The sequence below is a fragment of the Streptomyces sp. 7R007 genome, from assembly GCF_054850255.1.
The window spans coordinates 1-25,727 of the sequence record NZ_JBTWMV010000038.1 but is presented as its reverse complement, the minus strand read 5'-3'; the positions used below and the strand labels follow the sequence as shown (position 1 = coordinate 25,727).

General features: G+C 73.3%; 15 protein-coding genes. 4 read left to right on the top strand and 11 right to left on the bottom strand.

All coding sequences use genetic code 11. From position 1 onward, the window contains the following. Positions 1-16: 16 nt before the first annotated feature. Positions 17-2,224 carry an ATP-dependent DNA helicase UvrD2 gene (locus tag ACYF6T_RS33730; protein ID WP_461701293.1) on the bottom strand — a complete coding sequence of 736 codons (2,208 nt, stop codon included), beginning with the start codon at positions 2,222-2,224 and terminating at the stop codon, positions 17-19. Positions 2,225-2,406: 182 nt separating this feature from the next. Between ACYF6T_RS33730 and ACYF6T_RS33725 the strand changes: the two genes are divergently transcribed. Next, on the top strand, positions 2,407-2,649 hold the full coding sequence (locus ACYF6T_RS33725; RefSeq protein ID WP_461701292.1) for a mycoredoxin: 243 nt from the start codon (positions 2,407-2,409) through the stop codon (positions 2,647-2,649). Positions 2,650-2,766: 117 nt separating this feature from the next. Here ACYF6T_RS33725 and nudC read toward each other — a convergent pair whose 3' ends face one another. From nudC to ACYF6T_RS33700, 5 genes are all read right to left on the bottom strand, one after another. Continuing rightward, positions 2,767-3,711, bottom strand: a complete 945-nt coding sequence (gene nudC, locus ACYF6T_RS33720) for an NAD(+) diphosphatase (protein ID WP_461701291.1) — start codon at positions 3,709-3,711, stop codon at positions 2,767-2,769. A 72-nt stretch (positions 3,712-3,783) separates the two neighbouring features. Beyond that, positions 3,784-5,196, bottom strand: a complete 1,413-nt coding sequence (locus tag ACYF6T_RS33715; RefSeq protein ID WP_461701290.1) for a dipeptidase — start codon at positions 5,194-5,196, stop codon at positions 3,784-3,786. A 10-nt stretch (positions 5,197-5,206) separates the two neighbouring features. After that, on the bottom strand, positions 5,207-8,791 hold the full coding sequence (locus ACYF6T_RS33710) for a UvrD-helicase domain-containing protein (protein ID WP_461701289.1): 3,585 nt from the start codon (positions 8,789-8,791) through the stop codon (positions 5,207-5,209). Positions 8,792-8,850: 59 nt separating this feature from the next. Then, positions 8,851-12,363 (bottom strand): ATP-dependent helicase, encoded by a 3,513-nt coding sequence (locus ACYF6T_RS33705; RefSeq protein WP_461701288.1) that lies wholly within the window; start codon positions 12,361-12,363, stop codon positions 8,851-8,853. A gap of 257 nt (positions 12,364-12,620) precedes the next feature. Next, a complete protein-coding gene (locus tag ACYF6T_RS33700) occupies positions 12,621-12,998 on the bottom strand; it encodes an MGMT family protein (RefSeq protein WP_461701287.1) in 378 nt (125 codons plus the stop codon). Between the two features lie 186 nt (positions 12,999-13,184). Between ACYF6T_RS33700 and ACYF6T_RS33695 the strand changes: the two genes are divergently transcribed. The 3 genes from ACYF6T_RS33695 (at position 13,185) to ACYF6T_RS33685 (ending at position 19,214) form a co-directional block, all read left to right on the top strand. Then, positions 13,185-15,905, top strand: a complete 2,721-nt coding sequence (locus tag ACYF6T_RS33695; protein ID WP_461701286.1) for a lysylphosphatidylglycerol synthase domain-containing protein — start codon at positions 13,185-13,187, stop codon at positions 15,903-15,905. Positions 15,906-15,977: 72 nt separating this feature from the next. Beyond that, positions 15,978-17,522, top strand: a complete 1,545-nt coding sequence (locus tag ACYF6T_RS33690; protein WP_461701285.1) for an alpha/beta hydrolase — start codon at positions 15,978-15,980, stop codon at positions 17,520-17,522. 138 nt (positions 17,523-17,660) lie between these two features. Next, on the top strand, positions 17,661-19,214 hold the full coding sequence (locus ACYF6T_RS33685) for an alpha/beta hydrolase (RefSeq protein WP_461701284.1): 1,554 nt from the start codon (positions 17,661-17,663) through the stop codon (positions 19,212-19,214). Positions 19,215-19,276: 62 nt separating this feature from the next. On the opposite strand, the gene moeZ is transcribed toward ACYF6T_RS33685, so the two are convergent. The 5 genes from moeZ to ACYF6T_RS33660 form a co-directional block, all read right to left on the bottom strand. After that, positions 19,277-20,455 (bottom strand): adenylyltransferase/sulfurtransferase MoeZ, encoded by a 1,179-nt coding sequence (gene moeZ / locus ACYF6T_RS33680; protein ID WP_461701283.1) that lies wholly within the window; start codon positions 20,453-20,455, stop codon positions 19,277-19,279. A gap of 63 nt (positions 20,456-20,518) precedes the next feature. Beyond that, the gene (locus ACYF6T_RS33675) at positions 20,519-21,268 is read right to left on the bottom strand and encodes a spherulation-specific family 4 protein (protein WP_461701281.1); all 750 of its coding nucleotides are present in this window, start codon (positions 21,266-21,268) and stop codon (positions 20,519-20,521) included. Further along, positions 21,256-22,215, bottom strand: coding sequence for an NAD-dependent epimerase/dehydratase family protein (locus ACYF6T_RS33670; protein WP_461701280.1), 960 nt, complete (start codon positions 22,213-22,215; stop codon positions 21,256-21,258). The genes ACYF6T_RS33675 and ACYF6T_RS33670 overlap by 13 nt, the downstream gene beginning before the upstream one ends. A 79-nt stretch (positions 22,216-22,294) precedes the next feature. Further along, a complete protein-coding gene (locus ACYF6T_RS33665) occupies positions 22,295-23,638 on the bottom strand; it encodes a hypothetical protein (RefSeq protein ID WP_461701278.1) in 1,344 nt (447 codons plus the stop codon). Beyond that, on the bottom strand, positions 23,635-25,572 hold the full coding sequence (locus ACYF6T_RS33660) for a DUF3492 domain-containing protein (protein WP_461701277.1): 1,938 nt from the start codon (positions 25,570-25,572) through the stop codon (positions 23,635-23,637). Before ACYF6T_RS33660 ends, ACYF6T_RS33665 begins: the two co-directional genes overlap by 4 nt. Between the last annotated feature and the right edge of the window lie 155 nt (positions 25,573-25,727).

The following is a 25,727-nucleotide window of genomic DNA, read 5'->3' as shown; positions in this document are numbered from 1 at the left end:
TTTTTCCGACGAGTTTTCACGCGCCCCCGTCGTCACCTTCCGCAGGCTCCCGGCCTGCGCAGAGGGCCAGCACATCGGCCCCGTAGCGGTTGAGCTTGCGCACCCCCACTCCGGGGATCCGGGCCAGTTCGCCCTCGTCGTCGGGGACGGCCTCGGCGATCGCCATCAGCGTCTTGTCGGTGAAGACGCAGAAGGCCGGCTGCCCGCTGCGCTGCGCCTGGACCGCTCGCCATTCACGCAGCCGCTCGTAGAGACCCTCGTCCATGTCGGAGGGGCAGTCCTCGCAGCGCATCAGCTTCATCTCGCCCGCGTCGGTGAGCGTACGCCCGCACACCCGGCAGCGCGCCGGGGTGCGCTGGGTGCGCCGCGAGACGGCGGTGTCGGGTCTGCTGGTGTAGCCGCGCTCGACGCCCCCCGGGCCGCCGGCCGGGCCGCGACCGGCGGTGGCGGTGGCGGTGGAGCCGGGGCGCAGGCCGTCCAGGAAGCGGCTGGGGCGGCGGTTGGGACGGCCGCCGGGCGCCCGGGACAGGGCCCAGGAGAGGTGCAGGCGCTCGCGGGCGCGGGTGACGCCGACGTAGAGCAGGCGGCGCTCCTCCTCGATCTGCTCGTCGGTCTTCGCGTAGGTGATCGGCATCATGCCCTCGGCGACGCCGACCAGGAAGACGACGTCCCATTCGAGGCCCTTGGCCGAGTGCAGCGAGGCGAGGGTGACGCCCTGCACGGTCGGGGCGTGCTGGGCGTTGGCCCGCTCGTCCAGCTCGGCGACGAGGTCGGCGAGGGTGGCGCCGGTCCTGGCCGCGGCGAAGTCCTGGGCGAGGTTCACCAGAGCGGCCAGGGACTCCCAGCGCTCTCGGACGGCGCCGGAGCCGGCCGGCGGCTGCGAGGTCCAGCCCTCCCCGGACAGCACGGCACGGACCTGCGAGGGCAGGTCCACGGCGTCGTCGAGGAGGGAGTCGTTGCCTCCGAAGCGGGCCGCGCCGCGGAGGTTGACGATCGCCCTGCGCACCTCGGGCCGGTCGAAGAAGCGCTCGGCGCCACGCAGCTGGTAGGGCACTCCGGCGTCGGCCAGGGCCTGTTCGTAGGTCTCGGACTGGGAGTTGGTGCGGAACAGGATGGCGATCTCGCTGGCCGGGACGCCGGCGTCGAGGAGTTCGCGGATGCGGCGCGCGGCGCCCTCGGCCTCGGCGGGCTCGTCGGTGTACTCGGTGTAGACGGGCTCGGGGCCCGCCGGGCGCTGCGAGATCAGCTCCAGACGGTGGTCGGCGGCCCGGCCCCGGGCCTGGGCGAGCAGACCGTTGGCGAGGTGGACGACCTGGGGGGTGGAGCGGTAGTCCCGGACCAGCTTGACGACGGTGGCCGAGGGATGGCGGACGCGGAAGTCGAGCAGGTGGTCGGGGGTTGCTCCGGTGAACGAGTAGATCGTCTGGCTGGCGTCGCCGACCACGCACAGGTTGTCCCGTTCGCCGAGCCACAGCTCCAGCAGGCGCTGCTGAAGGGGGCTGACGTCCTGGTACTCGTCGACGACGAAGTGCTGGTACTGGGCGCGGACCTGTTCGGCGATGTCCTGGCGGTCCTGCAGGACGGCGACGGTCAGCAGCAGGACGTCCTCGAAGTCGATGACGGCGCGCTCCCGCTTGAGGTCCTCGTAGACGGAGTAGAGCTGGGCGATCTCGGCCGGGTCGCGGGGGGCCTCGCGGCCGGCCTTGGCGGCGGCCGCCGTGTAGTCGGCGGGGACGGTCTGGGTGACCTTGGACCACTCGATCTCGGCGGTGACGTCCCGCAGCTCGCCGCGGTCGAGGCGGATCCGGCAGGCGGCGGCCGCGTCGGCGACGAGCTGGATCTTGCGGTCGACCAGGCGGGGCATGGAGCCACCGACCGCTTTCGGCCAGAAGTACTGCAGCTGGCGCAGGGCCGCCGAGTGGAAGGTGCGGGCCTGCACGCCGACGGCGCCGAGCTGGCGCAGCCGCCCGCGCATCTCGCCGGCGGCGCGGTTGGTGAAGGTGACGGCGAGCACGCTGGAGGGCTGGAGGATCCCGGCGCGCACCCCGTAGGCGATGCGATGGGTGATCGCCCGGGTCTTGCCGGTGCCGGCGCCCGCGAGCACGCACACCGGCCCGTGCAGGGCGGTGGCCACCTCGCGCTGCTCGGGGTCGAGCCCTTCGAGCACCGCGTCGGCCGAGTCCGGTACCTGCGGGAAGAGCGTGGAGTGCGTTGCTGCTGTCACACCGCCATGCTGCCAGGTCGCCGGAGACGCGAGCGCCGGTTGTCCACAGGGAGGTACCCGTAGTCGTACTAATGCGGCAGGCGTCACGTCGAGCGGGGCACCCGTAGGGGAATGGTGGTCCTTTCAAGTACGTTCCACCACTGCGACCACCGATTCCCAAGCAGCCGAGGAGCGCGAGAGACATGCCGGGCACTGTGACGATGTACAGCACCACGTGGTGCGGCTACTGCCGCCGGCTCAAGAGCCAGCTGGACCGCGAGGGCATCGCGTACGACGAGATCAACATCGAGCAGGACCCGGAGTCCGCGGCGTTCGTCGAGAAGGCGAATGGCGGAAACCAGACGGTTCCCACCGTGCTCTTCCCGGACGGTTCCACTCTGACGAACCCGTCGCTGGCGCAGGTGAAGCAGAAGATCGGCGCGTAACGCGACGCCGGAGTGTGCAAGGCGGCCCCTGGGACGAGACTCGGGGGCCGCTTTCTCATGTCCGCGTGAGACGCAGGTCCTCGTCAGACGGAGCTCCTCGTCAGACGGAGCTCACGGTCAGACGAAGCTGCGCGTGGGAAGGGGCTTGCCGTACCACATCTCGATCAGGCGGGCCGCGATGGAGATGCCGTACGGCGGCAGGACCTCGCCGGACTCGAAGGCCGCGTGGAGTTCCTCGCGGGAGAACCAGCGGGCCTCGTGGATCTCGTCGCCGTCGACGTTGACCTCGGTCGTGGTCGCGCGGGCCATGAAGCCGAGCATGAGGCTGGAGGGGAACGGCCAGGGCTGGCTGGCGACGTACTCGACCGGGCCGACCGTGATGCCGGCCTCCTCGAAGACCTCGCGGCGCACCGCCTGCTCGATGGACTCGCCGGGCTCGACGAAGCCGGCGAGGGTGGAGAAGCGTCCCTCGGGCCAGTGGACCTGGCGGCCGAGGAGGATGCGGTCGTCCTCGTCGGTGACGGCCATGATCACGGCGGGGTCGGTACGCGGGTAGTGCTCGGCGCCGCAGGCCGGGCAGCGGCGGATGTGCCCGGCGGCTGCGATGACCGTGCGCTCGCCGCAGCGCGAGCAGAAGCGGTGGGTGCGCTGCCAGTTCTCCAGGCCGACCGCGTGCACCATCAGGCCCGCGTCGCGCGGTGACAGCAGCAGGCCGGCCTCGCGCAGGCCCGCCGGGCGTGCGGACTGGTCGATGCGGCCGGGCAGAGCGTCCTTCTGCAGGGCGAAGTAGCTGACGCCGTCGGCGTCGATGCCCAGGAAGTAGCGGTGCGCCTCGGTGAGGGGGGCCTCGAAGGACGGGGTCATGACGAGTTCGGTGCGCCCGTCGGGCGTCTCGTCGATGAGGACCTGACCGCCGGAGACCACGAAGCAGCGGGTGGTGGGGTGGCTCCACGCCGCCGCGAGCCACGCCTCGTCGAGGCGGTGGTGGGCGGCGCGGTCGATACCGCTCGGCGCGGTGAGCGAGATGGGTCGGTCGGCGGTGTGGTCGGTCCAGGTGGTCACGGGTGCTTCCAACTCCCCCAGGGAACGGATTGTTTCGGCGGGCGGTTCGGCGCGACGGGCGGCGCCGGGCGCTCAGGGCTCATGACGCCACGTCTCGGCGAGGTCGCCCCACAGGTACGCCGTGGTCTCGACACCCTTGAGCAGCAGGTCGAGCTCGACCTTCTCGTTCGGCGCGTGCCAGCCGTCGGAGGGGACGGAGATGCCCAGGAAGAGCACGGGTGCGCCCAGGACCTCCTGGAGGTCGGCGGCGGGGCCGGAGCCGCCCTCGCGCGTGTAGCGGACCGGTGTGCCGAAGGCGCGGCCCATGGCGCGGGCGACGGCCTGCAGGGCGGGGTGGTCCAGCGGCGTCAGGCACGGGCGCGTGGCCGCACCGAAGGTGATCTCGTGCCGGGTGCCGGCGGGGACCTGCTCGGCGACCCAGGCGCGGACGACCTTCTCGATGTGGGCGGGGTCCTGTCCCGCGACCATCCGGAAGGACAGCTTCACCATCGCCGAGGACGGGATGATCGTCTTGCTGCCGGGACCCTGGTAACCGCCGCCGATGCCGTTGACCTCGGCGGTGGGGCGGGCCCAGATGCGCTCCAGGGTGGTGTGTCCGGCCTCGCCGTGGGTGGCGTACGACTTGGCGGTGCGCAGCCACTGCTGTTCGTCGAAGGGCAGCTCGGCGAAGAGTTCACGCTCGCGCTCGGTCAGTTCGACGATGCCGTCGTAGAAGCCGGGGATCGCCACGCGCGCGTGCTCGTCGTGCAGAGCGGCGACCAGGCGGGCGGCGGCGGTCGCCGGGTTGGGCACGGCGCCGCCGAAGGAGCCGGAGTGGATGTCCTGGTCGGGGCCGTACAGCCGGATCTCGCACTCGGCGAGGCCGCGCATGCCGGTGCACACCGTGGGGGTGTCCTCGGCCCACATGCCGGTGTCGGAGACGATCACGGCGTCGGCGGCCAGCCGGTCGGCGTGCTGCTCGACCAGGGCGCGGAAGTGCGGGGAGCCGGACTCCTCCTCGCCTTCGACCAGCAGCTTCAGGTGCACCGCGGGAGCGGTGCGGCCGGTGGCGGCGAGGTGGGCGCGGACGCCGAGTGTGTGGAAGAACACCTGGCCCTTGTCGTCGGCCGCCCCGCGCGCGTAGAGGCGGTTGTCGCGGACGACGGGTTCGAAGGGCTCGCTGTCCCAGCCGTCCTCGCGGGCGGCGGGCTGCACGTCGTGGTGGCCGTAGACGAGGACGGTCGGGGCGGCGGGGTCCTCGGCGGGCCATTCGGCGAAGACGGCGGGGGCGCCGGCGGTCTCCCAGACCTCGGCGGTCGGGAAGCCGGTCTCCGCGAGTCTGGCGGCGAGCCAGTCGGCGCTGCGGCGCACGTCGGGGGCGTGATCGGGCTGGGCCGACACGGAGGGGATGCGCAGCCACTCGGCGAGGCCGTCGAGGAAGGCGGCGCGGTGCTGCTCGATGTACGTACGGACGGCGCTGACGGCACTGTCAACGGGCTGGCTCATGGTCACGAGCCTATCGGCCCGCACCGACATCCTGGTTGGGCGGTTCCTCACAGTTCGCTTGCGCGGAGGGCTCCTGAAGCAGCAACCGCTCCAGCGCGGCCCGGCCGGGCAGGTCGTCGTGTCGTACGACTTCACCGCTGCGGACGTACAGGAACGCGGCGTTGACGTTCTCCAGGGGAACACCCTGCTGCTCGGCCCAGGCGAGCCGGTACAGGGCGAGCTGGAGCGGGTCGGCGGTGCGGGCGCGGCCGGTCTTCCAGTCGACGATCTCGTACGTCGTCTCCTCGCCGTCGTCTTCTCTGTAGACGGCGTCGATGCGGCCCCGCACCACGCGGCCCGCGATGGCGAGCTGGAAGGGTGCCTCGACGCGGTAGGGCGTGCGGTGGGCGTACTCGGTGCGTTCGAACGCCTCCTTGAGGGCTTCGAGGTCGCGCTCGTCGGCGATCTCGGCCTCGCCGCCGGGCAGGTCCTCCGGCTCCAGCATGGGCAGGGTGAGCTCCTCGAAGCGGGACTCGACCCAGGCGTGGAAACGGGTGCCCCGGCGCGCGGCGCGCTGCGGGGGGCGCGGCATGGGACGTGCGAGCTCCTGCGCGAAGCCGTCCGGGTCGGCGGCCAGGCGCAGCACCTGGGACGCGGTGAGCGACGCGGGCAGGGGCACGTCCGTGACGGCTTCCCGCGCGCGCAGGAGCTCGCCGGTGAGGGCGTCGAGGTCGCGGTCCCAGGAGGCGATGGTGCGGGCCTCCTCCGGGGTGAGACGGGTGGACCGGCGTCCGGCCCCGGCGTCGGGGTGCGCGCGGGCGCTTCCCGGCCCGGTGTCCTCGGGGGCGGCTGCCTGGTGCGGCACGCTCGGGCGTTCGGCGGGCCAGGAGTCCCAGTCGTCCGGGGCCTCCTCGGCGAAGGGGTTTCCCTCGGCTTCGGAGAAGGGGTCCTCTTCGGTGAAGGGGTCCTCCTCGTCGTACGGCGGCTCGTCGTCCTGCGGGGGTGGGGGCCAGTCCGGGTCCTCGTGGTGGTCCGCGTCGTGTACGGCCGCGGGGTGGCCCTCCGCGTCGGCGGTCAGGTCGTCCAGGTGGGCCAGGACGGTCGCGGCGGCGGCCCGGCGCCGGGCGAGGGCGGCGTCGTCCAGGGGCAGGGGCCAGACCTGGTCGGCGGCGGGCAGGTGGAGCGCCGGGTTCTCCTCGTCCTCGGCGGGCTCGTCCGCCCACGCCTCGATCTCTCCGTGGCCGGCCGCGCAGTGCTCGTACAGGGCCGTGAGGAAGTCGGACGGTCCGCGCGGTCTCTTCTGGCTGGGCCCCCACCAGTGGCCCGAGCCGAGCAGGAGGGAACGGGGGCGGGTGAAGGTGACGTAGCCGAGGCGGAGTTCCTCGGTGTGCTGGTGTTCCTTCATGGCCTCGTGGAAGGCCCTCAGGCCGCGGGCGTCCCAGGTGTCGACGTCGGGCAGGGTGTCGGCGTCGCCGCGCAGGGAGTGCGGCAGGACCTTGCCCTGGGCCGTCCACTTCTCGCGGCCCTTGGTGCTGGGGAACGTGTCCTTGACCAGGCCGGGGACGGCGACGACGTCCCACTCCAGGCCCTTGGACTTGTGGGCGGTGAGCACCTTGACGGTGTTCTCGCCGCCGGGCAGGGCGTTGTCGAGGCCCTTCTCGTACTGGGCGGCGGTGCGCAGGAAGGCGAGGAAGGCGAGCAGGCTGGCCTCGTTGTCGCCGGCGGCGAAGGAGGCGGCGATGTCCAGGAAGTTGGAGAGCGTCTCGCGGCGGCGGGCCGCCAGGGCGTGCGGGGACGCCGACAGTTCCACCTCCAGGCCGGTGACGGCGAGGACGCGGTGGAGGACGTCCATCAGGGGATCGGCCAGCGAGCGGCGCAGGTCGCGCAGTTCGGTGGCGAGGCGGGCGAACCGCACGCGCGCGTCCGCGCTGAACGGCAGGCCGTCGTCCTCCTGTCCGGCGTCGAGCGGCATCTCCAGGAAGGTGTCCAGGGCGTCCGCGAGCGATATCACCTCGGACGGGTCGACCCCCTCGACGGCCTCGGCGAGGCGGCGGTCGCGGTCGCCGTCGTCGTCCACGCGCGCGTGGGAGACGAGCAGTCGGGCGCGGCGGCCCAGGAGGGCGAGGTCGCGCGGGCCGATGCGCCAGCGCGGGCCGGTCAGCAGGCGGACCAGGGAGGCGTTGGCGCCCGGGTCCTGGAGGACCTCGCAGACGGCGACCAGGTCGGCGATCTCGGGCAGGTGCAGCAGCCCGGACAGGCCGACCACCTCGACGGGCACGTCCCGGGCGACGAGGGCGCCCTGGATCTCCGCGAAGTCGGTCGCCGTACGGCACAGGACAGCGATCTCGCCGGGTGCCTTGCCGGTGGCGACGAGGTGGGCGATCGAGTCGGCGATCCACTCGATCTCCTCGGCGTGGGTGCTCAGCAGGGCACAGCGCACGCTGCCGTCCCGTTCGGCGCCGGGGGCCGGGCGGAGGGCCTCCACGCCCGCGTGCATGGCGCGCAGGGGTTCGGCGAGGCCGTTGGCGAGGTCGAGGAGGCGGCCGCCGCTGCGGCGGTTCTCGCTGAGCGCCTGCCGGGTGGCGGGGCGGCCGTCGGGGTGGGCGAAGTGCTCGGGGAAGTCGTCCAGGTTGGCCACGGAGGCACCGCGCCAGCCGTAGATGGCCTGGCAGGGGTCGCCGACGGCGGTCACGGGGTGGCCGGTGCCGCCGCCGAAGAGGCCGGCGAGCAGGACGCGCTGGGCGACGGAGGTGTCCTGGTACTCGTCGAGGAGGACCACGCGGAACTCGTCGCGCAGGATGCGGCCCACCTCGGGCTGGTGCGCGAGCTGGGCCGACAGGGCGATCTGGTCGCCGAAGTCGAGCAGGTCCCGCTCGCGTTTGGCAGCGCGGTAGCGCACGACGAGGTCGGCGAGCTCCCGGCGGGCGGCGGCGGCCTCCGGGACCTTGCGCAGGTCGGCGTTGGTGAGCTTGGCGCCCTCCAAGGCGCGCAGCAGCTCGGCGTCGTGGGCGCGCACGTCCTCGGGCCGTACGAGGTGTTCGGCGAGTTCGGAGTCGAGGGCCAGGAGGTCGCTGACGAGGTCGGCGAAGGAGCGGGTGAGCGCCGGGTAGGGGCCGGGGGCCTCGCGCAGCACGCGGGCGGCGAGCTGGTAGCGGGTGGCGTCGGCGAGCAGGCGGGAGGTCGGTTCGAGGCCGATGCGCAGGCCGTGGTCGGTCAGGAGGCGGCCGGCGAAGGCGTGGTAGGTGGAGATCAGCGGCTCGCCGGGCGGGTTGTCCGGGTCGATGACGTCGGGGTCGGTGACGCCCGCCTTGACCAGCGCCTTGCGGACGCGCTCGGCGAGCTCGCCGGCGGCCTTGTTGGTGAAGGTCAGGCCGAGCACCTGCTCGGGGGCGACCTGGCCGGTGCCGACCAGCCACACCACGCGGGCCGCCATCACCGTCGTCTTGCCCGACCCGGCGCCGGCCACGATCACCTGCGGTGCGGGCGGCGCGGTGATGCAGGCCGTCTGCTCCGGGGTGAACGGGATCCCGAGAAGCTCCTTGAGCTGATCGGGATCGGTGATACGAGGCGGCACGTCAGAGAGGCTAGCGGCGGCCACTGACAGCGGAGGCCACATCGCCCTCGGGGCTCACGGAAGCGCAGGTCAGCACGGGGGGTGTCGTCGATCACCCCCCGTCACTCGACGATGTGCCGCCCTTCGGGACGCGCGCTGCAGGACGCCTGGAAGGCGCAGTGGGTGCAGTGTTGTCCGGCGGTCGGTGTGAACCGTTCGTCGAGCACCTTGCCGGCGGCGGTGGCGAGCAGCTCGCCGACCCACTCCCCCTCCAGGGGCTCCTGGGCCTGCACCTTGGGCAGCGTCTCCCCGCCGTCGCGCTGGGCGGCTCCCTGACGCAGGTGGACCAGTTCGGCGCCGCCGGGTTCGGGACGCACCCCGTCGAAGACGTCGTCGACGGCTCCCTCGCGGACGGCGAGCTGGTAGACGGCGAGCTGGGGATGGCGCTCCACCTCGCGGGCGGTGGGCGCCTGTTTGCCGGTCTTGAAGTCGACGACGTAGGCGCGGCCCTCGCCGTCGGCCTCGACGCGGTCCATCTGGCCGCGGATGCGCACCTCGTAGTCGCCCGCTTCGAGGGTGACGTCGAAGTCGTGCTCGCTGGCCACCGGGGTGCGGCCGGTGCGGTCCATGACGTGCCACTTCAGGAAGCGTTCGAGCGCCACGCGCGCGTTGTCCTTCTCCTGCGCCGACTTCCACGGCGCGTCGAAGGCGAGCGCGTTCCACACGGAGTCGAGACGCTCCATGAGGACGGCGAGGTCGGCCGGTGTGTGGCCGGAGGCGACCTCGTCGGCGAGCACGTGGACGACGTTGCCGAAGCCCTGCGCGGTCGTCGCGGGGGCGTCGGCCCGCACCTCGCGGCCGAGGAACCACTGCAGGGCGCAGGTGTTGGCGAGCTGGTCCAGGGCGCTGCCCGACAGGACGACGGGCTGGTCGCGGTTGCGCAGCGGCACCTTGCTCTCGGTGGGCTCGTACATGCCCCACCAGCGGTAGGGGTGGGCGGCCGGGACGAGCGGGCGGCCGTCCTCGTCGGCCAGCGCGGCGAGGCGGGCGAGCCGGTGCGCGGCGGCCTCGCGCAGGGTGTCGGAGACCCGCGGGTCGACGGTCGTGGCGCGCAGTTCCGCGACGAGTGCGGCGACCGACAGCGGGCGGCGCGGGCGGCCCGTGACGTCCTTGGGCTCGACGCCGAGTTCGGTGAGGAAGCGGGAGGGCTGGTCGCCGTCGTCGGCGGGCGCCTTCACGGCGGTGACGACGAGGCGTTCCCGCGCGCGCGTGGCGGCCACGTAGAACAGGCGGCGCTCCTCGGCGAGCAGTGCGCCCGGGGTGAGCGGTTCGGCGAGTCCGTCACGGCCGATGCGGTCGGCTTCCAGGAGCGAGCCGCGGCGCCGCAGGTCGGGCCACAGGCCCTCCTGGACACCGGCCACGACGACCAGGCGCCACTGCAGGCCCTTGGAGCGGTGCGCCGTCATCAGGCGTACGGCGTCGGGCCGCACGGCGCGCCGGGCGAGCGTGTCGGCGGCGATGTCCTCGGCCTCGATCTCCTCCAGGAAGTTCAGGGCGCCCCGGCCGCCGGTGCGCTCCTCCGCGCGCGCGGCCGTCGCGAACAGCGCGCACACGGCGTCCAGGTCACGGTCGGCGTTGCGGCCGGCCGCGCCGCCGCGCCGTGCGGTGCGCTCCAGGCGCTCGGGCCAGGGTGTGCCCTCCCAGAGGTCCCACAGGGCCTCCTCGGCCGTACCGCCGCCCGCGAGGCGCTCACGGGCCTTGCGCAGCAGCGCGCCGAGCCGCTGGGCGCCGCGCGCGTACGCGGGGTCGTGCGCGACGAGCCGCTCGGGCTCGGCCAGCGCCCGCGCGAGCAGTTCGTCCGAGGGCGGCGGCAGGGGGTTGCCCGCGGCCCGCTCCTCGTCACGCAGAGCACGCCCGAGGCGGCGCAGGTCGGCGGGGTCCATGCCGGCGAGGGGGGAGGCGAGGAGGGTGAGGGCGGTCTCGGTGCCGAGCCAGCAGCCGGCCCGCTCGCCGGTTTCATCGGGTTCGCCACTTTCGTCGGCCTGATCGACATGATCGACGGAGTCGGCCTTGTCGCTCTTGTCGCTCTTGTCGCTCTTGTTGGCCTGGCCGCCCTGGTCGCCCTGACCGCCCTCCGACGCCGTCTCCTCGACCTCGGCGTCCTCCGCGGCCGCCACCGCGGCGCCCTCGTCGTCCCCCCCGACCGCTCCCGCGCTCTCGCCCCGCGCCCCGCCATCGGCCGCCTCCGCCATGGCCACCGCTCGCAACGCCGTCAGCAGTGGCGCCACCGCGGGCTCGTGCCGGAGGGGCAGGTCGTCGCCGTCGATGTCCAAGGGGACGCCCGCGGCCGTGAGCGCGCGGCGGACCGTCGGTATCGTGCGGGAGCCCGCGCGCACCAGGACGGCCATCTCGCCCCACGGAACGCCGTCCTCCAGATGCGCCCGGCGCAGGATGTCGGCGATGTTGTCCAGCTCCGTACCGGCCGTCGGATACGTGTAGACCTCGACCCGGCCCCCGTCCCGCGCCGGGACGAGCTCGCGATGCGCGCGTACCTTCTCCGCCGGCAGCCGGGTCAGCGGCATGCGCTGGGTGAGCAGCCGGGTCGCGGCGAGCAGGGCGGCGCCGGAGCGGCGGGAGGTGCGCAGGACCGCGACGGGCGCCGGGCGGCCGTCCGCGCGCGGGAAGGCCGCGGGGAACTCCAGGATGCCGTTCACGTCGGCGCCCCGGAACGCGTAGATCGACTGGTCGGGGTCGCCGAAGGCGACCAGGGTGCGGCCGCCGCCGGCCAGCGCGTGCAGCAGCCGTACCTGGGCAGCGTCCGTGTCCTGGTACTCGTCGACGAGTACGGCGTCGTACTGCGCGGCCAGCCTCGCGGCGACCTCGGGGCGGCGGGCCAGCAGGACCGCGCGGTGGACCAGTTCCGCGTAGTCGAGCACGCCCTGGAGGTCGAGCACGTCGAGGTACTCGGCGAGGAAGGCGGCCGCGGCGCGCCAGTCGGGGCGGCCGATGCGGCGGGCGAAGGCGTCCAGGGCGGCCGGGTCGAGGCCCAGTTCGCGGCTGCGGGCGAGGACGGCCCGGACCTCGTCGGCGAAGCCGCGGGTGGTCAGGCAGGCGCGCAGTTCGTCGGGCCACTTCACGTGCGCGAGACCCAGTCGCTCCAGGTCGGGCTGGCCGGCGAGCAGTTCGCGCACGGTGACGTCCTGCTCGGGGCCGGACAGCAGGCGCAGCGGCTCCACGAAGAGGGAGCTGTCCTGGTGGGCGCGGACCAGGGCGTAGCAGAACGAGTGGAAGGTGGTCGCCTGGGGGGCGCGGGCCGCGCCCACGCGCAGGGCCATGCGGTCGCGCAGTTCGACGGCCGCCTTGCGGCTGAACGTCAGCACCAGGACGCGCTCGGGGTCCCCTCCGCGGGCGATCCGCGCCGCCACCGACTCGACCAGCGTGGTGGTCTTGCCGGTGCCCGGACCTGCGAGGACGAGCAACGGTCCGGTCTCGTGGTCAACCACGGCGCGCTGGGACGCGTCCAGACGAGGGGGATCCGGCCGGGTCGGCGGGGTACGGACCAGTCGGTAAGCGCCACGGTTCCCCTGCCGCATCGCGGGATGCGGCAGGCGCCTGGTGGAGGAAGAGGAGCTCACGTGGTTCGCCGGTCCTGGTGGTTGTGCTGGTTGTCGGACCACCGCCCGTGCAGGGCGGTGATCGGGAGATGAGCGGGGCGGGTGCAGCCGACGCTACGCCGACGGACAGTACGGAAGCAGGGCTTCCGCCTCTTCCCTCACGGCACTCGCGACGCGCGTGTCCCTTGCCTCACGAACGTACGTCATGTCACGGAGGTGCCCCGCTTCCCCCGTACGGGTCACCGGTCACACCTCGGGTTGACCTATGGCGGAAGCTGTCAGGTGTGGCCCTCCACGCGCTCACCGCCGTCCCACCGCGCCCGCTTCATGTCGAGGCGCGGCAGGTGGCCCTCGGCGGCCCGGCTCGCCTCCTTCAGGGGCGTACCCTCGGCGCGGTAGTGGTCGAGCGCCCGCAGTTCGTGCCCCGGCAGCAGGACGCCGTCCGCGCGCACGACGCGCCACCACGGCACGGCACCCCCGTAGAGGGCCATCACACGGCCCACCTGCCGCGGGCCGCCCTCCTCCAGCCATTCGGCGACGTCCCCGTAGGTCATGACACGCCCGGGCGGGATCAGTTCGGCCACCTCCAGGACGCGCTCGGCGTATTCGGGCAGCGCGTGGGAAGGGTCCTCATACGGCAGGCTCTCCTCGCTCATCCGGCCCATCCTGCCCCACGCCACCGACAGTGCGACGCGCTCGCGACTGTGCGTAACGCTCGCCCCCGGGCGGCGCATCCGGCAGACTGTGCGCCCCCGCGTTTGCACCCTGATGCCCCCGTGTGTCGGTGGGGCATGCCACCATCGTGCGGGCGGTGACTGGTGATACGAGATCAAGAAGAGACGATGAAGCAGCAGGGTGCACAGCCGGAGGGCGCCGAGAGCACCTCTGACGCTTCCTCGCGCCCGGACACCGCCGACACGCCCGCCGAGGACGTGCGCGGGGACGGCACCCAGCTCGTCGAGGAGGCGCACATCGACGAGGTGGAGGGCGACGAGCCGCTGCTCCCCGCGCGCGTGCACCGCCCCTCCGACCTGATGCGCCTGCTGGTGGGCGTGCTGGCGATCGTCGTCCTGCTGGGGATCTCCGCAGTCGCGCACGGCACGACCTCCGGGCTCGAACAGGACATCAACAAGGGCACCGGCCAGGCCCCCGACCTGCTGATCAAGATCGCCGGGCTGGCGTCCAGCATCGCGATCCTCCTGGTGCCGGTCGCCTTCGCGATCGAGCGGCTGATCAAGCGCGACGGGCTGCGCATCGCCGACGGCGTGCTCGCGGCGGTCCTCGCGCACGGGGTGACCCTGGCGACCGACCTGTGGGTCGCCAAGGCCGCCCCGGGCTCCATCCAGGAGGCGCTCACCCAGCCCTCCCCCGGTGACATCCACGCCCTCACCGATCCGGTGCACGGCTATCTCGCGCCGGTCATCGCGTACATGACCGCGGTCGGCATGTCGCGCCGGCCGCGCTGGCGCGCGGTGCTGTGGATGGTGCTGCTCCTCGACGCCTTCTCGATGCTCGTCACCGGGTACACGACACCGTTCTCGATCATCCTGACGGTGCTGATCGGCTGGACCATCGCCTACGGGACGCTGTACGCGGTCGGCTCGCCCAACGTGCGGCCCACGGGGCGGACGCTGATGGCGGGCCTGCGGCACGTCGGGTTCCGTCCGGTGACCGCCTCCCGCGAGGAGGTCCCGGAGACCCCGGAGACCGGCGACCGCGGCCGGCGCTACTTCGTCACCCTGGAGGACGGGCCGCCCCTCGACGTGACCGTGGTCGACCGGGAGCAGCAGGCGCAGGGGTTCTTCTACCGCGCGTGGCGCAACCTCACGCTGCGCGGCTTCGCCACCCGCAGCAGCCTCCAGTCGCTGCGCCAGGCCCTGGAGCAGGAGGCACTGCTCGCGTACGCCGCCATCGCGGCCGGCGCCAACGCGCCCAAGCTGATCGCGACCTCCGAGCTCGGTCCCGACGCCGTGATGCTCGTCTACGAGCACACCGGAGGACGCACCCTCGACTCGCTCTCCGACGACGAGATCACCGACGAGCTGCTGCACGACACCTGGCACCAGGTGCGGGCGCTGCAGTCGCGGCGCATCGCGCACCGCCGGCTCGTGGGTGACGCGATTCTGGTGGATCGTTCCGGCACGGTGATCCTCACCGACCTGCGCGTCGGCGAGATCGCGGCCGGCGACCTGCTGCTGCGCATGGACGTCTCCCAACTGCTGGTGACGCTCGGCCTGCGGGTGGGCGCCGAGCGCGCGGTCGCCTCGGCGGTGGGCGTCCTCGGCCCCGACGCCGTGGCCGACTGCCTGCCCATGCTCCAGCCCATCGCCCTGAGCCGCTCCACGCGCGCGACGCTGCGCAAACTGGCCAGGGAACGCGCCCAGCGCGAGCGGGAGGCGGTCCTGGAGGCATCCCGGCAGGCCAAACAGGCCCGCCTGGAGGAAGCCGAGGAGCACGCCAAGCCCGTACTGGAGAAGCCCGACAAGAAGGCCGTACGGGCGGAGGCGAGGGCCGAGAAGCGGGCCATCGACGAGGCCCTGGAGGAGGCGCGCGAGGAGGATCTGCTGACGCAGATCCGCTACGAGGTGCTGCGGATCCGGCCGCAGGCGCCGGTCGAGCCGGCCCGGCTGGAGCGGGTGCGTCCGCGGACGCTGATCAGCTTCATGGCCGGTGCCATCGGCGCCTACTTCCTGCTGACACAGCTCACCCACATCGAGTTCGGCCCGCTGGTCGCCAACGCCCAGTGGGGCTGGGTGGCGGCGGCCGTGCTGTTCTCGGTGGCCAGCTACTTCGCGGCGGCGATGGCATTGCTGGGGTTCGTGCCCGAGCGGGTGCCCTTCCTGCGGACGGTGGGCGCGCAGGTCGCCGGGTCGTTCGTGAAGATCGTGGCCCCGGCCGCGGTGGGCGGTGTCGCCCTCAACACGCGCTTCCTGCAGCGCGCGGGGGTGCGGCCCGGGCTCGCGGTGGCGAGCGTCGGCGCCTCGCAGCTGTTCGGGCTGGGTTGCCACATCCTGATGCTGCTGTCCTTCGGCTACCTGACCGGTACGGAGAAGACGCCGTCGCTGTCGCCGTCCCGCACGGTCATCGCGGGTCTGCTGACCGCCGCGGTGCTCATCCTGGTCGTCACCTCGGTGCCGTTCCTGCGGAAGTTCGTCGTCACGCGCGTGCGCTCGCTGTTCGCCGGCGTCGTGCCGCGCATGCTGGACGTGCTGCAGCGGCCGCAGAAGCTCGTCACCGGCATCGGCGGCATGCTGCTGCTGACCGCCTGCTTCGTGATGTGCCTGGACGCCTCGATCCGCGCCTTCGGCGACCAGTCGACGTCGCTGAGCATCGCCAGCGTCGCCGTCGTCTTCCTCGCCGGCAACGCCCTCGGCTCCGCGGCCCCCACACCGGGCGGTGTCGGCGCGGTCGAGGCCACGCTGACCGTCGGTCTGATCGCCGTGGGCCTGCCCAAGGAGGTCGCCGCCCCGGCCGTGCTGCTGTTCCGGCTGCTGACGCTGTGGCTGCCGGTCCTGCCCGGCTGGCTGGCCTTCAACCAGCTCACCCGCAAGGGAGCGCTGTAACCGGGCACGCGCGCGTACCTCGTACGGCCCGTGCCCCGAGCGCGCCCACGCGCGTGACCGCACGATGGGATCATGCCCAACCCTCCCCGGCTGCGCGCCGCCGCCCTGACCGCCACCGCCGTGCTGCTGTCCTCCCTGCTGGCGGGCTGCGGCGACGACGCGCAGGACGAGGACCTGACGGCCCAGAAGCTCGGCTGGAAGGACTGTCCGACCCCGTCCGAGGCCGAGGGCGACGGCACGGCCCCCTCACCGCTGCCCAACGGTGACCGCTGGCAGTGCGCCACCATGAAGGCGCCCCTCGACTGGGCCAGGCCCAAGGGCGACACGATCGATCTCGCGTTGATCCGGGCGGAGGCGAGCGGCGACGCGAGCCGGCGCATCGGCTCCCTCCTGTTCAACTTCGGCGGCCCCGGCGGCTCGGGCGTCACCACCCTGCCCGCCTTCGGCGAGGACTACGCGACCCTGCGCACCCGCTACGACCTGGTCAGCTTCGACCCGCGCGGAGTCGGCCGCAGCGCCCCGGTGAAGTGCGAGAACGACCAGCAGCTCGACGCCTACTTCCAGCAGGACGCCACCCCCGACAACGCCGCCGAACGCACCCAACTGCTGGACAACACCAAGGAGTTCAACGCGGCCTGCGAGAAGCACTCCAAGAAGGTGCTCCCGCACGTGCGCACCACCGACGCGGCCCGCGACATGGACCTGATGCGGCAGGTCCTCGGTGACGACAAGCTGCACTACTTCGGCATCTCCTACGGCACCGAACTCGGCGGCGTCTACGCCCACCTGTTCCCCCGGCACGTGGGCCGTGCCGTCTTCGACGCCGTCGTCGACCCGACGCAGGACATGGAACAGAGCTCGCTCGGCCAGGCCCGGGGCTTCCAGCTCGCGCTCGACAACTTCGCCGAGGACTGCACCTCCAAGACCACCGCCTGCCCGATCGGCGACAGCGCCCAGGACGTCGAGGACCGCATCGCCACCCTGCTGAAGGACCTCGACGCCAAGCCGATCTCCGGCGTCTTCCCGCGCGAGCTGACCCAGACCGCGGCGACCAACGGCATCGCGCAGGCCCTGTACTCGAAGGACTTCTGGGAGTACCTCACCGAGGGGCTGGAGCAGGCGTACGACGGTGACGGCAAGGTGCTGCTGGCGCTGTCCGACTCGATGAACGGGCGCAGCGAGAACGGCGAGTACAGCAACATCGCCGCCGCCAACATCTCCGTCAACTGCGCCGACGACAAGGCGCGGTACACGCCCGGGTACGTGGAGGGGAAGGTGCCCGAGTTCCGGTCCGCCTCCCCGGTGTTCGGCGACTTCATGGCCTGGGGCATGGTCAGCTGCACCGACTGGGCCGTGCCGGGCGCCGCCGACCATCCCGACGTGAGCGCGTCGGGCTCGGCGCCGATCCTGGTGGTGGGCAACACCGGCGACCCGGCCACGCCGTACGAGGGCGCGCGGCGGATGGTGCAGGCGCTGGGCAAGGGGGTCGGGGTGGAGCTGACGTACAAGGGCCAGGGGCACGGGGCCTACGACAGCAAGAACAAGTGCGTGCAGAGCGCGGTGAACGGTTATCTGCTGGACGGGAAGGTTCCTGCGGCCGGGACCGTCTGCTCGTAGCACCCGACCAAAGCATCGAGGCGAACCCGCAGGTCAGAGAGTTATCCACAGGCTCGGGCAGGGTCTGCTTGATCCGCCTACTATGGCCTGACCGCCGTCCGCCGCTCGGTGCGGACGGCCTGTGAGGGGGGAACGCACATGGCACGTTTCGCACGGTGGACGGCCTTCGGGGCCGCCGCCGCACTCCTGGTGGCGGGGTGCGGCGGTGGCTCGTCCGACGACGGCAAGAGCGACCGGAAGACGAGCGCGGCGGCCTCGCCGTCGGGCGGCTCCTCCGGTACGACCGCCGCCCTGCCCTCCTCACTGACCGCGCAGCACCTCGACTGGGGCCACTGCAAGGCGACCGGCGACTCCCCCGCACCCGGCAACGACTGGCGGTGCGCGACCCTCAAGGTGCCGCTGGACTGGTCGAAGCCGGACGGCGAGACCATCGGGCTGGCCCTGATCCGCGCGCAGGCCGACGGGGGCCGGCGCATCGGCTCGCTCCTGTTCAACTTCGGCGGCCCCGGCGGGTCGGGCGTGTCCACGCTGCCGTCGTACGCCGCCACCGTCTCCAAGCTGCGCGAGCGCTACGACCTGGTGAGCTGGGACCCGCGCGGGGTGGGCGCCAGCGAGGGCGTGCGCTGCCGCAGCGACAAGGCGATCGACGCCGCCGAGGACATCGACGCCACCCCGGACACACCGGCCGAGGAGAAGGCGTACCTGCAGGACGCCGCCGACTTCGGCAAGGGCTGCCAGAAGGCCGCCGGGAAACTGCTGGCCCACGTGTCGACCACCGACACCGCCCGCGACATGGACCTGATGCGGCAGGTCCTGGGCGACACGAAGATGCACTACTTCGGCATCTCCTACGGCACCGAACTGGGCGGGGTCTACGCCCACCTGTTCCCGAAGAACGTGGGGCGGCTGATCCTGGACGCGGTCGTCGATCCGAGCGCCGACGCCGTGGGCCACGCGGAGAACCAGACGCGGGGCTTCCAGCGCGCGTTGAACGACTACCTGAAGTCCACCGGCCAGGACCCGAAGCAGGGCTCGCAGAAGATCGCGAACCTGCTGAAGCGGATCGACGCCAACCCGCTGCCGACGTCGAGCCCCGGCCGGAGGCTGACGCAGACCCTCGCCGTCACCGGCATCGTCCTGCCGCTGTACAGCAAGGAGGGCTGGCCGACGCTGACCAGCGCCCTGGACGCGGCGGAGCAGGGGGACGGTTCGGAGCTGCTGCAGCTGGCCGACGGCTACAACGAACGCGACGCCTCGGGGCACTACGGCACGACGACCCACTCGCAACGGGTCATATCGTGCCTGGACGACAAGGAGCGGCCGACCGCGGCGGAGACGAAGAAGCTGCTGCCGACGTTCGAGAAGATCTCGCCGGTCTTCGGGGACTTCCTCGGCTGGGACACGGCCGGCTGGTGCCACGACTGGCCGGTGGCCGGGCAGTACGAGACGCCGGAGGTGAGCGCGCCGGGTGCGGCGCCGATCCTGGTGGTCGGCAACACCGGCGACCCGGCCACGCCGTACGAGGGCGCCCGGAAGATGGCCGACGAGCTGGGCAAGGGCGTCGGTGTGGAGCTCACCTGGAAGGGCGAGGGGCACGGGGCGTACGGCAGCGGGAGCGACTGCGTCGATGCGACGGTGAACGCCTACCTGCTGGACGGGACGGTGCCCAAGGACGGCAAGGTCTGCTCATGACGACGGCGGGGGCTCCGGGCACCCGTGGTGCGCGGAGCCCCCGCCGAGCGGAGCGTGTGCGGTCAGTAGACCGGCTTGTGCGGCTCGATCTGGTTGACCCAGCCGATCACGCCGCCGCCGACGTGCACGGCGTCGGCGAAGCCCGCGGACTTCAGGACCGCGAGGACTTCCGCACTGCGGACACCCGTCTTGCAGTGCAAGACGATCTTCTTGTCCTGCGGGAGGCTCTCCAGGGCGGTGCCCATGAGGAACTCGTTCTTCGGGATCAGCTTGGCGCCCGGGATGTTGACGATCTCGTACTCGTTGATCTCGCGGACGTCGATGATCTCGATGTTCTCGCCCTCGTCGATCCACTCCTTGAGCTGCTTGGGAGTGATCGTGGAGTCGGCGGCCGCCGCCTGGGCCTCTTCGGAGACGACGCCGCAGAAGGCCTCGTAGTCGATGAGTTCGGTGACGGTCGGGTTCTCGCCGCAGACCGCGCAGTTCGGGTCCTTGCGGACCTTGACCTGGCGGTACTGCATCTCCAGGGCGTCGTAGATCATCAGGCGGCCGACCAGCGGCTCGCCGATGCCCGCGAGGAGCTTGATCGCCTCGTTGACCTGGATGGAGCCGATGGACGCGCACAGCACGCCCAGCACGCCGCCCTCGGCGCAGGAGGGGACCATGCCGGGGGGCGGGGGCTCCGGGTAGAGGCAGCGGTAGCAGGGGCCGTGCTCGGACCAGAAGACGGAGGCCTGGCCGTCGAAGCGGTAGATCGAGCCCCACACGTACGGCTTGTTCAGCAGCACGCAGGCGTCGTTGACCAGGTAGCGGGTCGCGAAGTTGTCGGTGCCGTCGACGATCAGGTCGTACTGGCTGAAGATGTCCATCACGTTGTCGGCCTCAAGCCGCTCCTCGTGAAGGATCACGTTCACGTACGGGTTGATGCCCTTGACGGTGTCACGGGCGGACTCGGCCTTGGAGCGGCCGATGTCGGCCTGGCTGTGGATGATCTGGCGCTGCAGGTTCGACTCGTCGACCTCGTCGAACTCCACGATGCCGAGCGTGCCGACGCCCGCCGCGGCCAGGTACATCAGCGCCGGCGAGCCCAGGCCGCCGGCGCCCACACAGAGCACCTTGGCGTTCTTCAGCCGCTTCTGCCCGTCCATCCCGACGTCGGGGATGATCAGGTGGCGGGAGTACCTGCGGACCTCGTCTACGGTGAGCTCAGAGGCTGGCTCGACCAGGGGTGGCAGCGACACGGGGACTCCGTTGATCGGTCAATCACTACGGTTGTTCTCCCTGTAACACTGCCATGGCCATCTTCATTCCGAGACACCCGTTCCGACCCGCGAGACGAGGTCGTCCCAGTAGCCGGGCATGGTCTCCCAGGGGTCGGCGCGGCCGCCGCGGTCCGTGCGGTCGGTGAAGTAGATGGTCGCGGCGCCCTGCCAGCGGGCGATGCGCAGGGCCTCCTCCAGGTGCGGGCGGGGCACTCCGTGGACGAAGTGGCAGAACCGCTCGGGCGGATGGTCGGCGGTCCACTCGGCCACCTGCGACCAGCGGTAGTCGCTCCAGGGACCCGAGAAGGTGACGAGCTGGTCCGCGCTCTCGGCGTAGCCCGGGTAGGGGTGCGTGCCGTGGCCGAGGACGATGTGGGCACCGTCACGCATCGCGCGGAGCGTGGTGACGGTGCGGCGGATCTCCGGGAGCGTGGTGCGCTCGGTCGGGCAGCGGTCCAGGAGGAAGCCGTCGACCTGGTACCAGTCGAGGTACTGGTGCGCGTCGGCGAGCAGCTCGCCGGCGGCGCGGGCTCCGTGGAGGGCGTCGAGGTGGCCGAGGACGCGGACGCCGGCGTTGCGCAGGCGTCCGGCGGCTTCCAGGCAGTGCGGGTCGGGGCGGCTGCCGGGGCCGTCGGCGACGTTGAGGACGACCCAGTGCAAGGGGGTGCCGGGGCGGGTCAGTTCGCCCCATTCCGTCGGCGCGACGAGCGGGTGCGCGTAGCCGGGGACGCCGAAGCCGGTACGGACGTCGGTGCCGGTGGTGCCTGCTCGGGTGCTGGTCAGATGCGGCATGCCGCCTCCATCCAGATGTCGGCGAGGGACTCTTCGAGGTTGATCCGGGGCCGCCAGCCGAGGCGGTCGCGTGCGGTGCGCACGTCGGCCTGCTGCCAGCTGCCGCAGCCGTCCGGGTACGGATATACGACGGGGGCCGCGTGGTCGGAGTCGGTGCGCGGGTGGCCGATGGACGCGCGCAGGGGGCCGGGCGGGCCGTCGAGTTCGTGGAGGGCACCGCCGTATCCGGCGACGCGGGCGAGCATGGCGGCGGCGTCGCGCAGACGGACGGCGCGGCCGGAGCCGATGTTGATGACGCCCTGGGCGGCGGAGAGCGAGGCGGCGTGCACGGCGCGGGCCACGTCGCGTACGTCGACGAAGTCGCGCTGGGCGCCGAGGCCGGCCAGCTTCAGTTCACCGTCGCCGGACTGCATGGCGCGTCGCATGGCCTCGGCGAGGCGGCCGAGCGGGGAGCCGGCCGGGGTGCCGGGACCGGCCGGGGAGAAGACGCGCAGCACGACCGCGTCCAGGCCGGAGCCGAGGACCAGCTCGGTGGCGGCGAGCTTGCTGACGCCGTACGGGCCGCCGGGGCGCGGGATAGCGTCCTCGGCCGTGGAGGAGCCGGGCTGGCTCGGGCCGTATTCGGCACCGCAGCCGATCTGCACCAGTCGGGCGCCGCAGCCGCTGCGGCGCAGGGCCTCGCAGACGGTGGCGACGGCGACGGTGTTGTGGCGGGTGAGTTCGCGGGCGCCGCCCCGGGTGGCGCCGGCGCAGTTGACGACGACACCGGGGTGCACCGCGTCGAGGAAGCGGGTGAGGGCGCCGGGGCTGCCCGAGGCGAGGTCGAAGCGGACGTCGGCGTCGTCGCCGCGGCCGAGCGCGGTGAGCTGGACGGCCGGGTCGGCGAGCAGACGGTCGGCGACGAAGCGGCCGAGGTAGCCGTTGGCTCCGATCAGCAGGACTCTCATCGGGCGGCTCCCGGGGCCGAGGGTTCGGGTCGGGAGGTGATCATTCGGGGTTCTCCTTCGGGGGGTGCGGTTGCTGCCGTCAGTGGCCGGCCCGTGGGGGGTGGGCCGAGGCCCGGGTGAGGGTGCCGGTCGCGTGGATCAGCAGGGTCAGGGCGGCGGCGGTGCAGACGAGGGCCGGGACCGCGCCGGGGCCCATGGCCTGCACGAGGGCCTCCACGGGGGTGGCGAGGAAGCCGCAGCCGGGGAGGCGGCCCGCGAAGGCCGTGGCCAGGGCGGCCGCCTCGGCGGCGGCCGTGGCGGTGAGGACCAGGGCGGGGGCGCGGGTGAAGCCGTGCGTGGTGAGGAGGCGGGCGAGGAGCAGGAGGGCGCCCAGGGACAGGGCCTGGGCAGGGGCCGCGGGCTCGTCCAGCGCGGCGCCGCACACCGCGAGCAGGGCGGCCAGGGCGCACAGGTAGAGGGCGAACGTGCCGAGCAGCAGGGGCCGTACGGAGGCGGCGAAGTCCTCCAGGCGCCGGCTGGCGTCCCGTCTGCGCCGGGCTCGGCTGGTGAAGAGGTGGGCGCACCAGGCCGCGGGGGCGCAGGACAGGGCGAGGGCCAGGACCGGGGCGGTGGCGACGGGCCACGGGCCGTTCGCGGTGACGGTGGGGAAGCCGGCGGGGCCCGCGTCGACGGCCGCGCGCAGGAGTCCGTCACCGAGGAGGGCGTAGGCGAGGAGCCAGTACGTCCGGACACCGGCGCCCGGGGCCTGCGCGGGGGCGGCCGGGCCGGTGCGGTCCGCGCCGAGCGGGCCCCTGCCGATCGCCGCGCGCAGGGCGACGGACAGGGCCAGGGCGCCGACGACGGCCACGGCCAGGCGCGGCCGGCCGTGTGTGAGACGCAGGCCGACGACGGTCGCGATGCCCAGGGCGCCGGGGAGGAGGGTGAGCAGGGGCCAACGGGTACGCGGTTCGTCGGGTGGTGTGGGTGCGGGGCGCGGGGGCGTGTCCTCGTCGTGGTCGGCGTGGGAGGCGCGGGCGAACATCTCCTCCGCGAGCGAGAAGACGTCCCGGTGCCTGAAGCGGGCGGCGGTCCGGTCGGTGACGCCGTGCGCCTCCAGGCCGGCCGCGATCTCCAAGGGGTCGACGGCCCGTTCGCACAGCTCGCGGTGCCGGTGCATCAGCGCCTTCACGGGGTCGGCGGGCGTACGGCGGGAGGGGGGCTGACGACGGTGGGCGGACGGGGTGCCGGGGGCTTCGGGAGCTCGGGCGGTACGGGTGTCGCCGCGCGCCGCAGCCGGGGCGTCGGCGTTTGCCGACGGCCGCTCAGCCGACGGCTCGGCTTCCTTCTCCTCCGGCTCCCTCGCCGTCCACTCCCGCGACCGCGCGTCCCATGCGTCGGCGCCGCTCGGCATGCCGGGCCGGTCCAGTTCTCCGAGGCCGCTCATCGCACTCCCTCCACAGCGGGAGCGGCAGCCGGAGCCGGAGCAGTGGCACGCAACGCGGCCGAGGAACCGACCGCCGGCCCCGTCCCAGAAGCGCTGACAGCCCACCTGGGCCGTCCACCGGCCGTCCGTCCACCGCCCGGCCTGCCGCCCCAGGGCCGACCGTCACCGCCTCCGGACCGACCGTCACCGTCTCCGGCGACCGGTCCTGCCCCCGTCCGATCCGCACCGGCGTGCGCATCCGCATCCGCGCGACCCGTCCCATCCTCGGCGCCCCCCGCCCCACCGCGGTCGGTGCCGGCCGTCGGCCACCCCGGGCCGCCGCGGGCCACCACCCGCGTCCCCGTCCCGGTCCAGCGGCCGGGGACGTGGGACTCGGCCGGGGCCGCGAACGGCAGGGGCTCGCCGGCGGGGTCGAGGAGGACACGGCGGACCGGCGTGCGCGAGACGATCTCCAGGTAAATGCCGTGAAATGCCGCGATGTTCTGCTCGACGGTGAACAGTTCGAGCGCCCGCGCTCGCGCGGCCGCGCCCAGGCGCTCGCGGCGCTCGGGGTCGCGCAGCAGCGCCACGCACGCCTCGGCGAGCGCCCGCGGGTTGCGCGGCGGTACGACGAGCCCCGTACCGCCGATGACCTCCACGACCGCGCCGACGTCCGTGGACACCGTCGCGCGCCCGCAGAACATGGCCTCGACCAACGTGATCGGGAAACCCTCGACGACGCTCGACAGCACCGTCACCGCGCCGGCGGCGTAGGCGTCCGCGGCCGTGGGCAGTTCCGGGCCGCCGATCTCCTCGAAGGAGACGGGGTTGTCGCCCACGGCGTGCAGGCCGTCGGCCTCGTCGGGGAAGAGCTGCGCGGCGAGCGCCCGGCAGTGGCCGAGGTAGGACTCGCCCTCGGGGCCGGCCGGCGTGCCGACGATCCTCAGCCGTGTCTTCGGCTCCTCCTTGCGGATCTCCGCGAAGGCGTGCAGGAGCGAGATCAGGTCCTTGGCGGGTTCGACGCGGCCGATCCACACCAGCGTGTCGGGGTCCGCGCTCTCCGGGGACTCGCCGACCTCGGCGAAGCGGGAGGCGTCCATGCCCGGGTAGACCGTGCGCAGCCTGGCCCGGTCGGCGCCGCAGCGTTCCTGCCAGCGGCGCGCGTGGGCGTTGCCCGGCGTGATGAGCGCGGCCCGCCCGTAGATCTCGGCGGCGAGCCTGCCGTGGAAGGCGGCGAGCAGGGACCGCACGGCGGGCGGGGCCTGGCGGGAGGCGAGGTAGTGCGTGCGCAGCCGCACCCCGTACTCGGTGACCAGCAGGGGGACGCCGAAGAAGTGGTGGGCGAGCAGCCCGGGCAGGGCGGCGGCCCCGCCGGACGTCGCGTGGCACAGGTCGACCGAGCCGAGGCCGTCGTCCTCGTACCAGTCGAGCGTGAGGGGGCGCAGAGCGCGTTCCAGGTGTGCGGCGACGGCGAGCAGATCCGGTACGCGCGCCTCGCGCGCCGCGCGCAGGGCGCCGGGCGCGCGACAGGCGCGCTCGAGGGCGCGTACGGCGCTCTCGGAGCGGAGCGCGCCCGTCAGCCCGCCCTCGTCGCGGGCGAGTTCGGCCAGCGCGTACAGCGCCCTGCCGAAACGGTCCGCCTCGGCGGTCGCGCCCTCCTGCGGGGCCGTGCAGAGAACGGCCGCCAGTTCGCCGTACGCCTCGGCGAACCGCCGCCGTGCACGGCGCCCATGGCCGACGCCGTCGTCCTCGGCCATCCACAGCGGCGCCGTGCGCACCCGGCTGACCTGCGGCGGCAGCGGGACCCAGCCCTCGTCCTCCTGGCGCTCGCTGGTGCTGAGCGCGTAGAGGTCGAACTCGTGTCGATCGAGCCCGCGCACGAGCCGGTCGCACCAGAGCCTGGCGTCACCGCTCACATACGGATAGCCACCCTCCGTAAGCAGTCCGATGCGCACGAGTGCACCCCCGATCTCCCGTATGGGGAGCCGCCGTTGACTCGACGGCTCGCAGCGGGAAGAACGTATGCGGACAAGGCGGTGGGGGGGGGGGGGGGGGGGGGGGGGGGGGGGGGGGGGGGGGGGGGGGGGGGGGGGGGGGGGGGGGGGGGGGG

Coding starts and splice junctions, on each gene's coding strand:
- ACYF6T_RS33715 (WP_461701290.1), bottom strand. CDS start 5,196: ATGAGCCAGCCCGTTGACAGTGCCGTCAGCGCCGTCCGTACGTACATC.
- ACYF6T_RS33690 (WP_461701285.1), top strand. CDS start 15,978: ATGCCCAACCCTCCCCGGCTGCGCGCCGCCGCCCTGACCGCCACCGCC.
- ACYF6T_RS33725 (WP_461701292.1), top strand. CDS start 2,407: ATGCCGGGCACTGTGACGATGTACAGCACCACGTGGTGCGGCTACTGC.
- ACYF6T_RS33685 (WP_461701284.1), top strand. CDS start 17,661: ATGGCACGTTTCGCACGGTGGACGGCCTTCGGGGCCGCCGCCGCACTC.
- ACYF6T_RS33700 (WP_461701287.1), bottom strand. CDS start 12,998: ATGAGCGAGGAGAGCCTGCCGTATGAGGACCCTTCCCACGCGCTGCCC.
- ACYF6T_RS33695 (WP_461701286.1), top strand. CDS start 13,185: ATGAAGCAGCAGGGTGCACAGCCGGAGGGCGCCGAGAGCACCTCTGAC.
- ACYF6T_RS33710 (WP_461701289.1), bottom strand. CDS start 8,791: ATGTGGCCTCCGCTGTCAGTGGCCGCCGCTAGCCTCTCTGACGTGCCG.
- ACYF6T_RS33675 (WP_461701281.1), bottom strand. CDS start 21,268: ATGCCGCATCTGACCAGCACCCGAGCAGGCACCACCGGCACCGACGTC.
- ACYF6T_RS33670 (WP_461701280.1), bottom strand. CDS start 22,215: ATGAGAGTCCTGCTGATCGGAGCCAACGGCTACCTCGGCCGCTTCGTC.
- ACYF6T_RS33665 (WP_461701278.1), bottom strand. CDS start 23,638: ATGAGCGGCCTCGGAGAACTGGACCGGCCCGGCATGCCGAGCGGCGCC.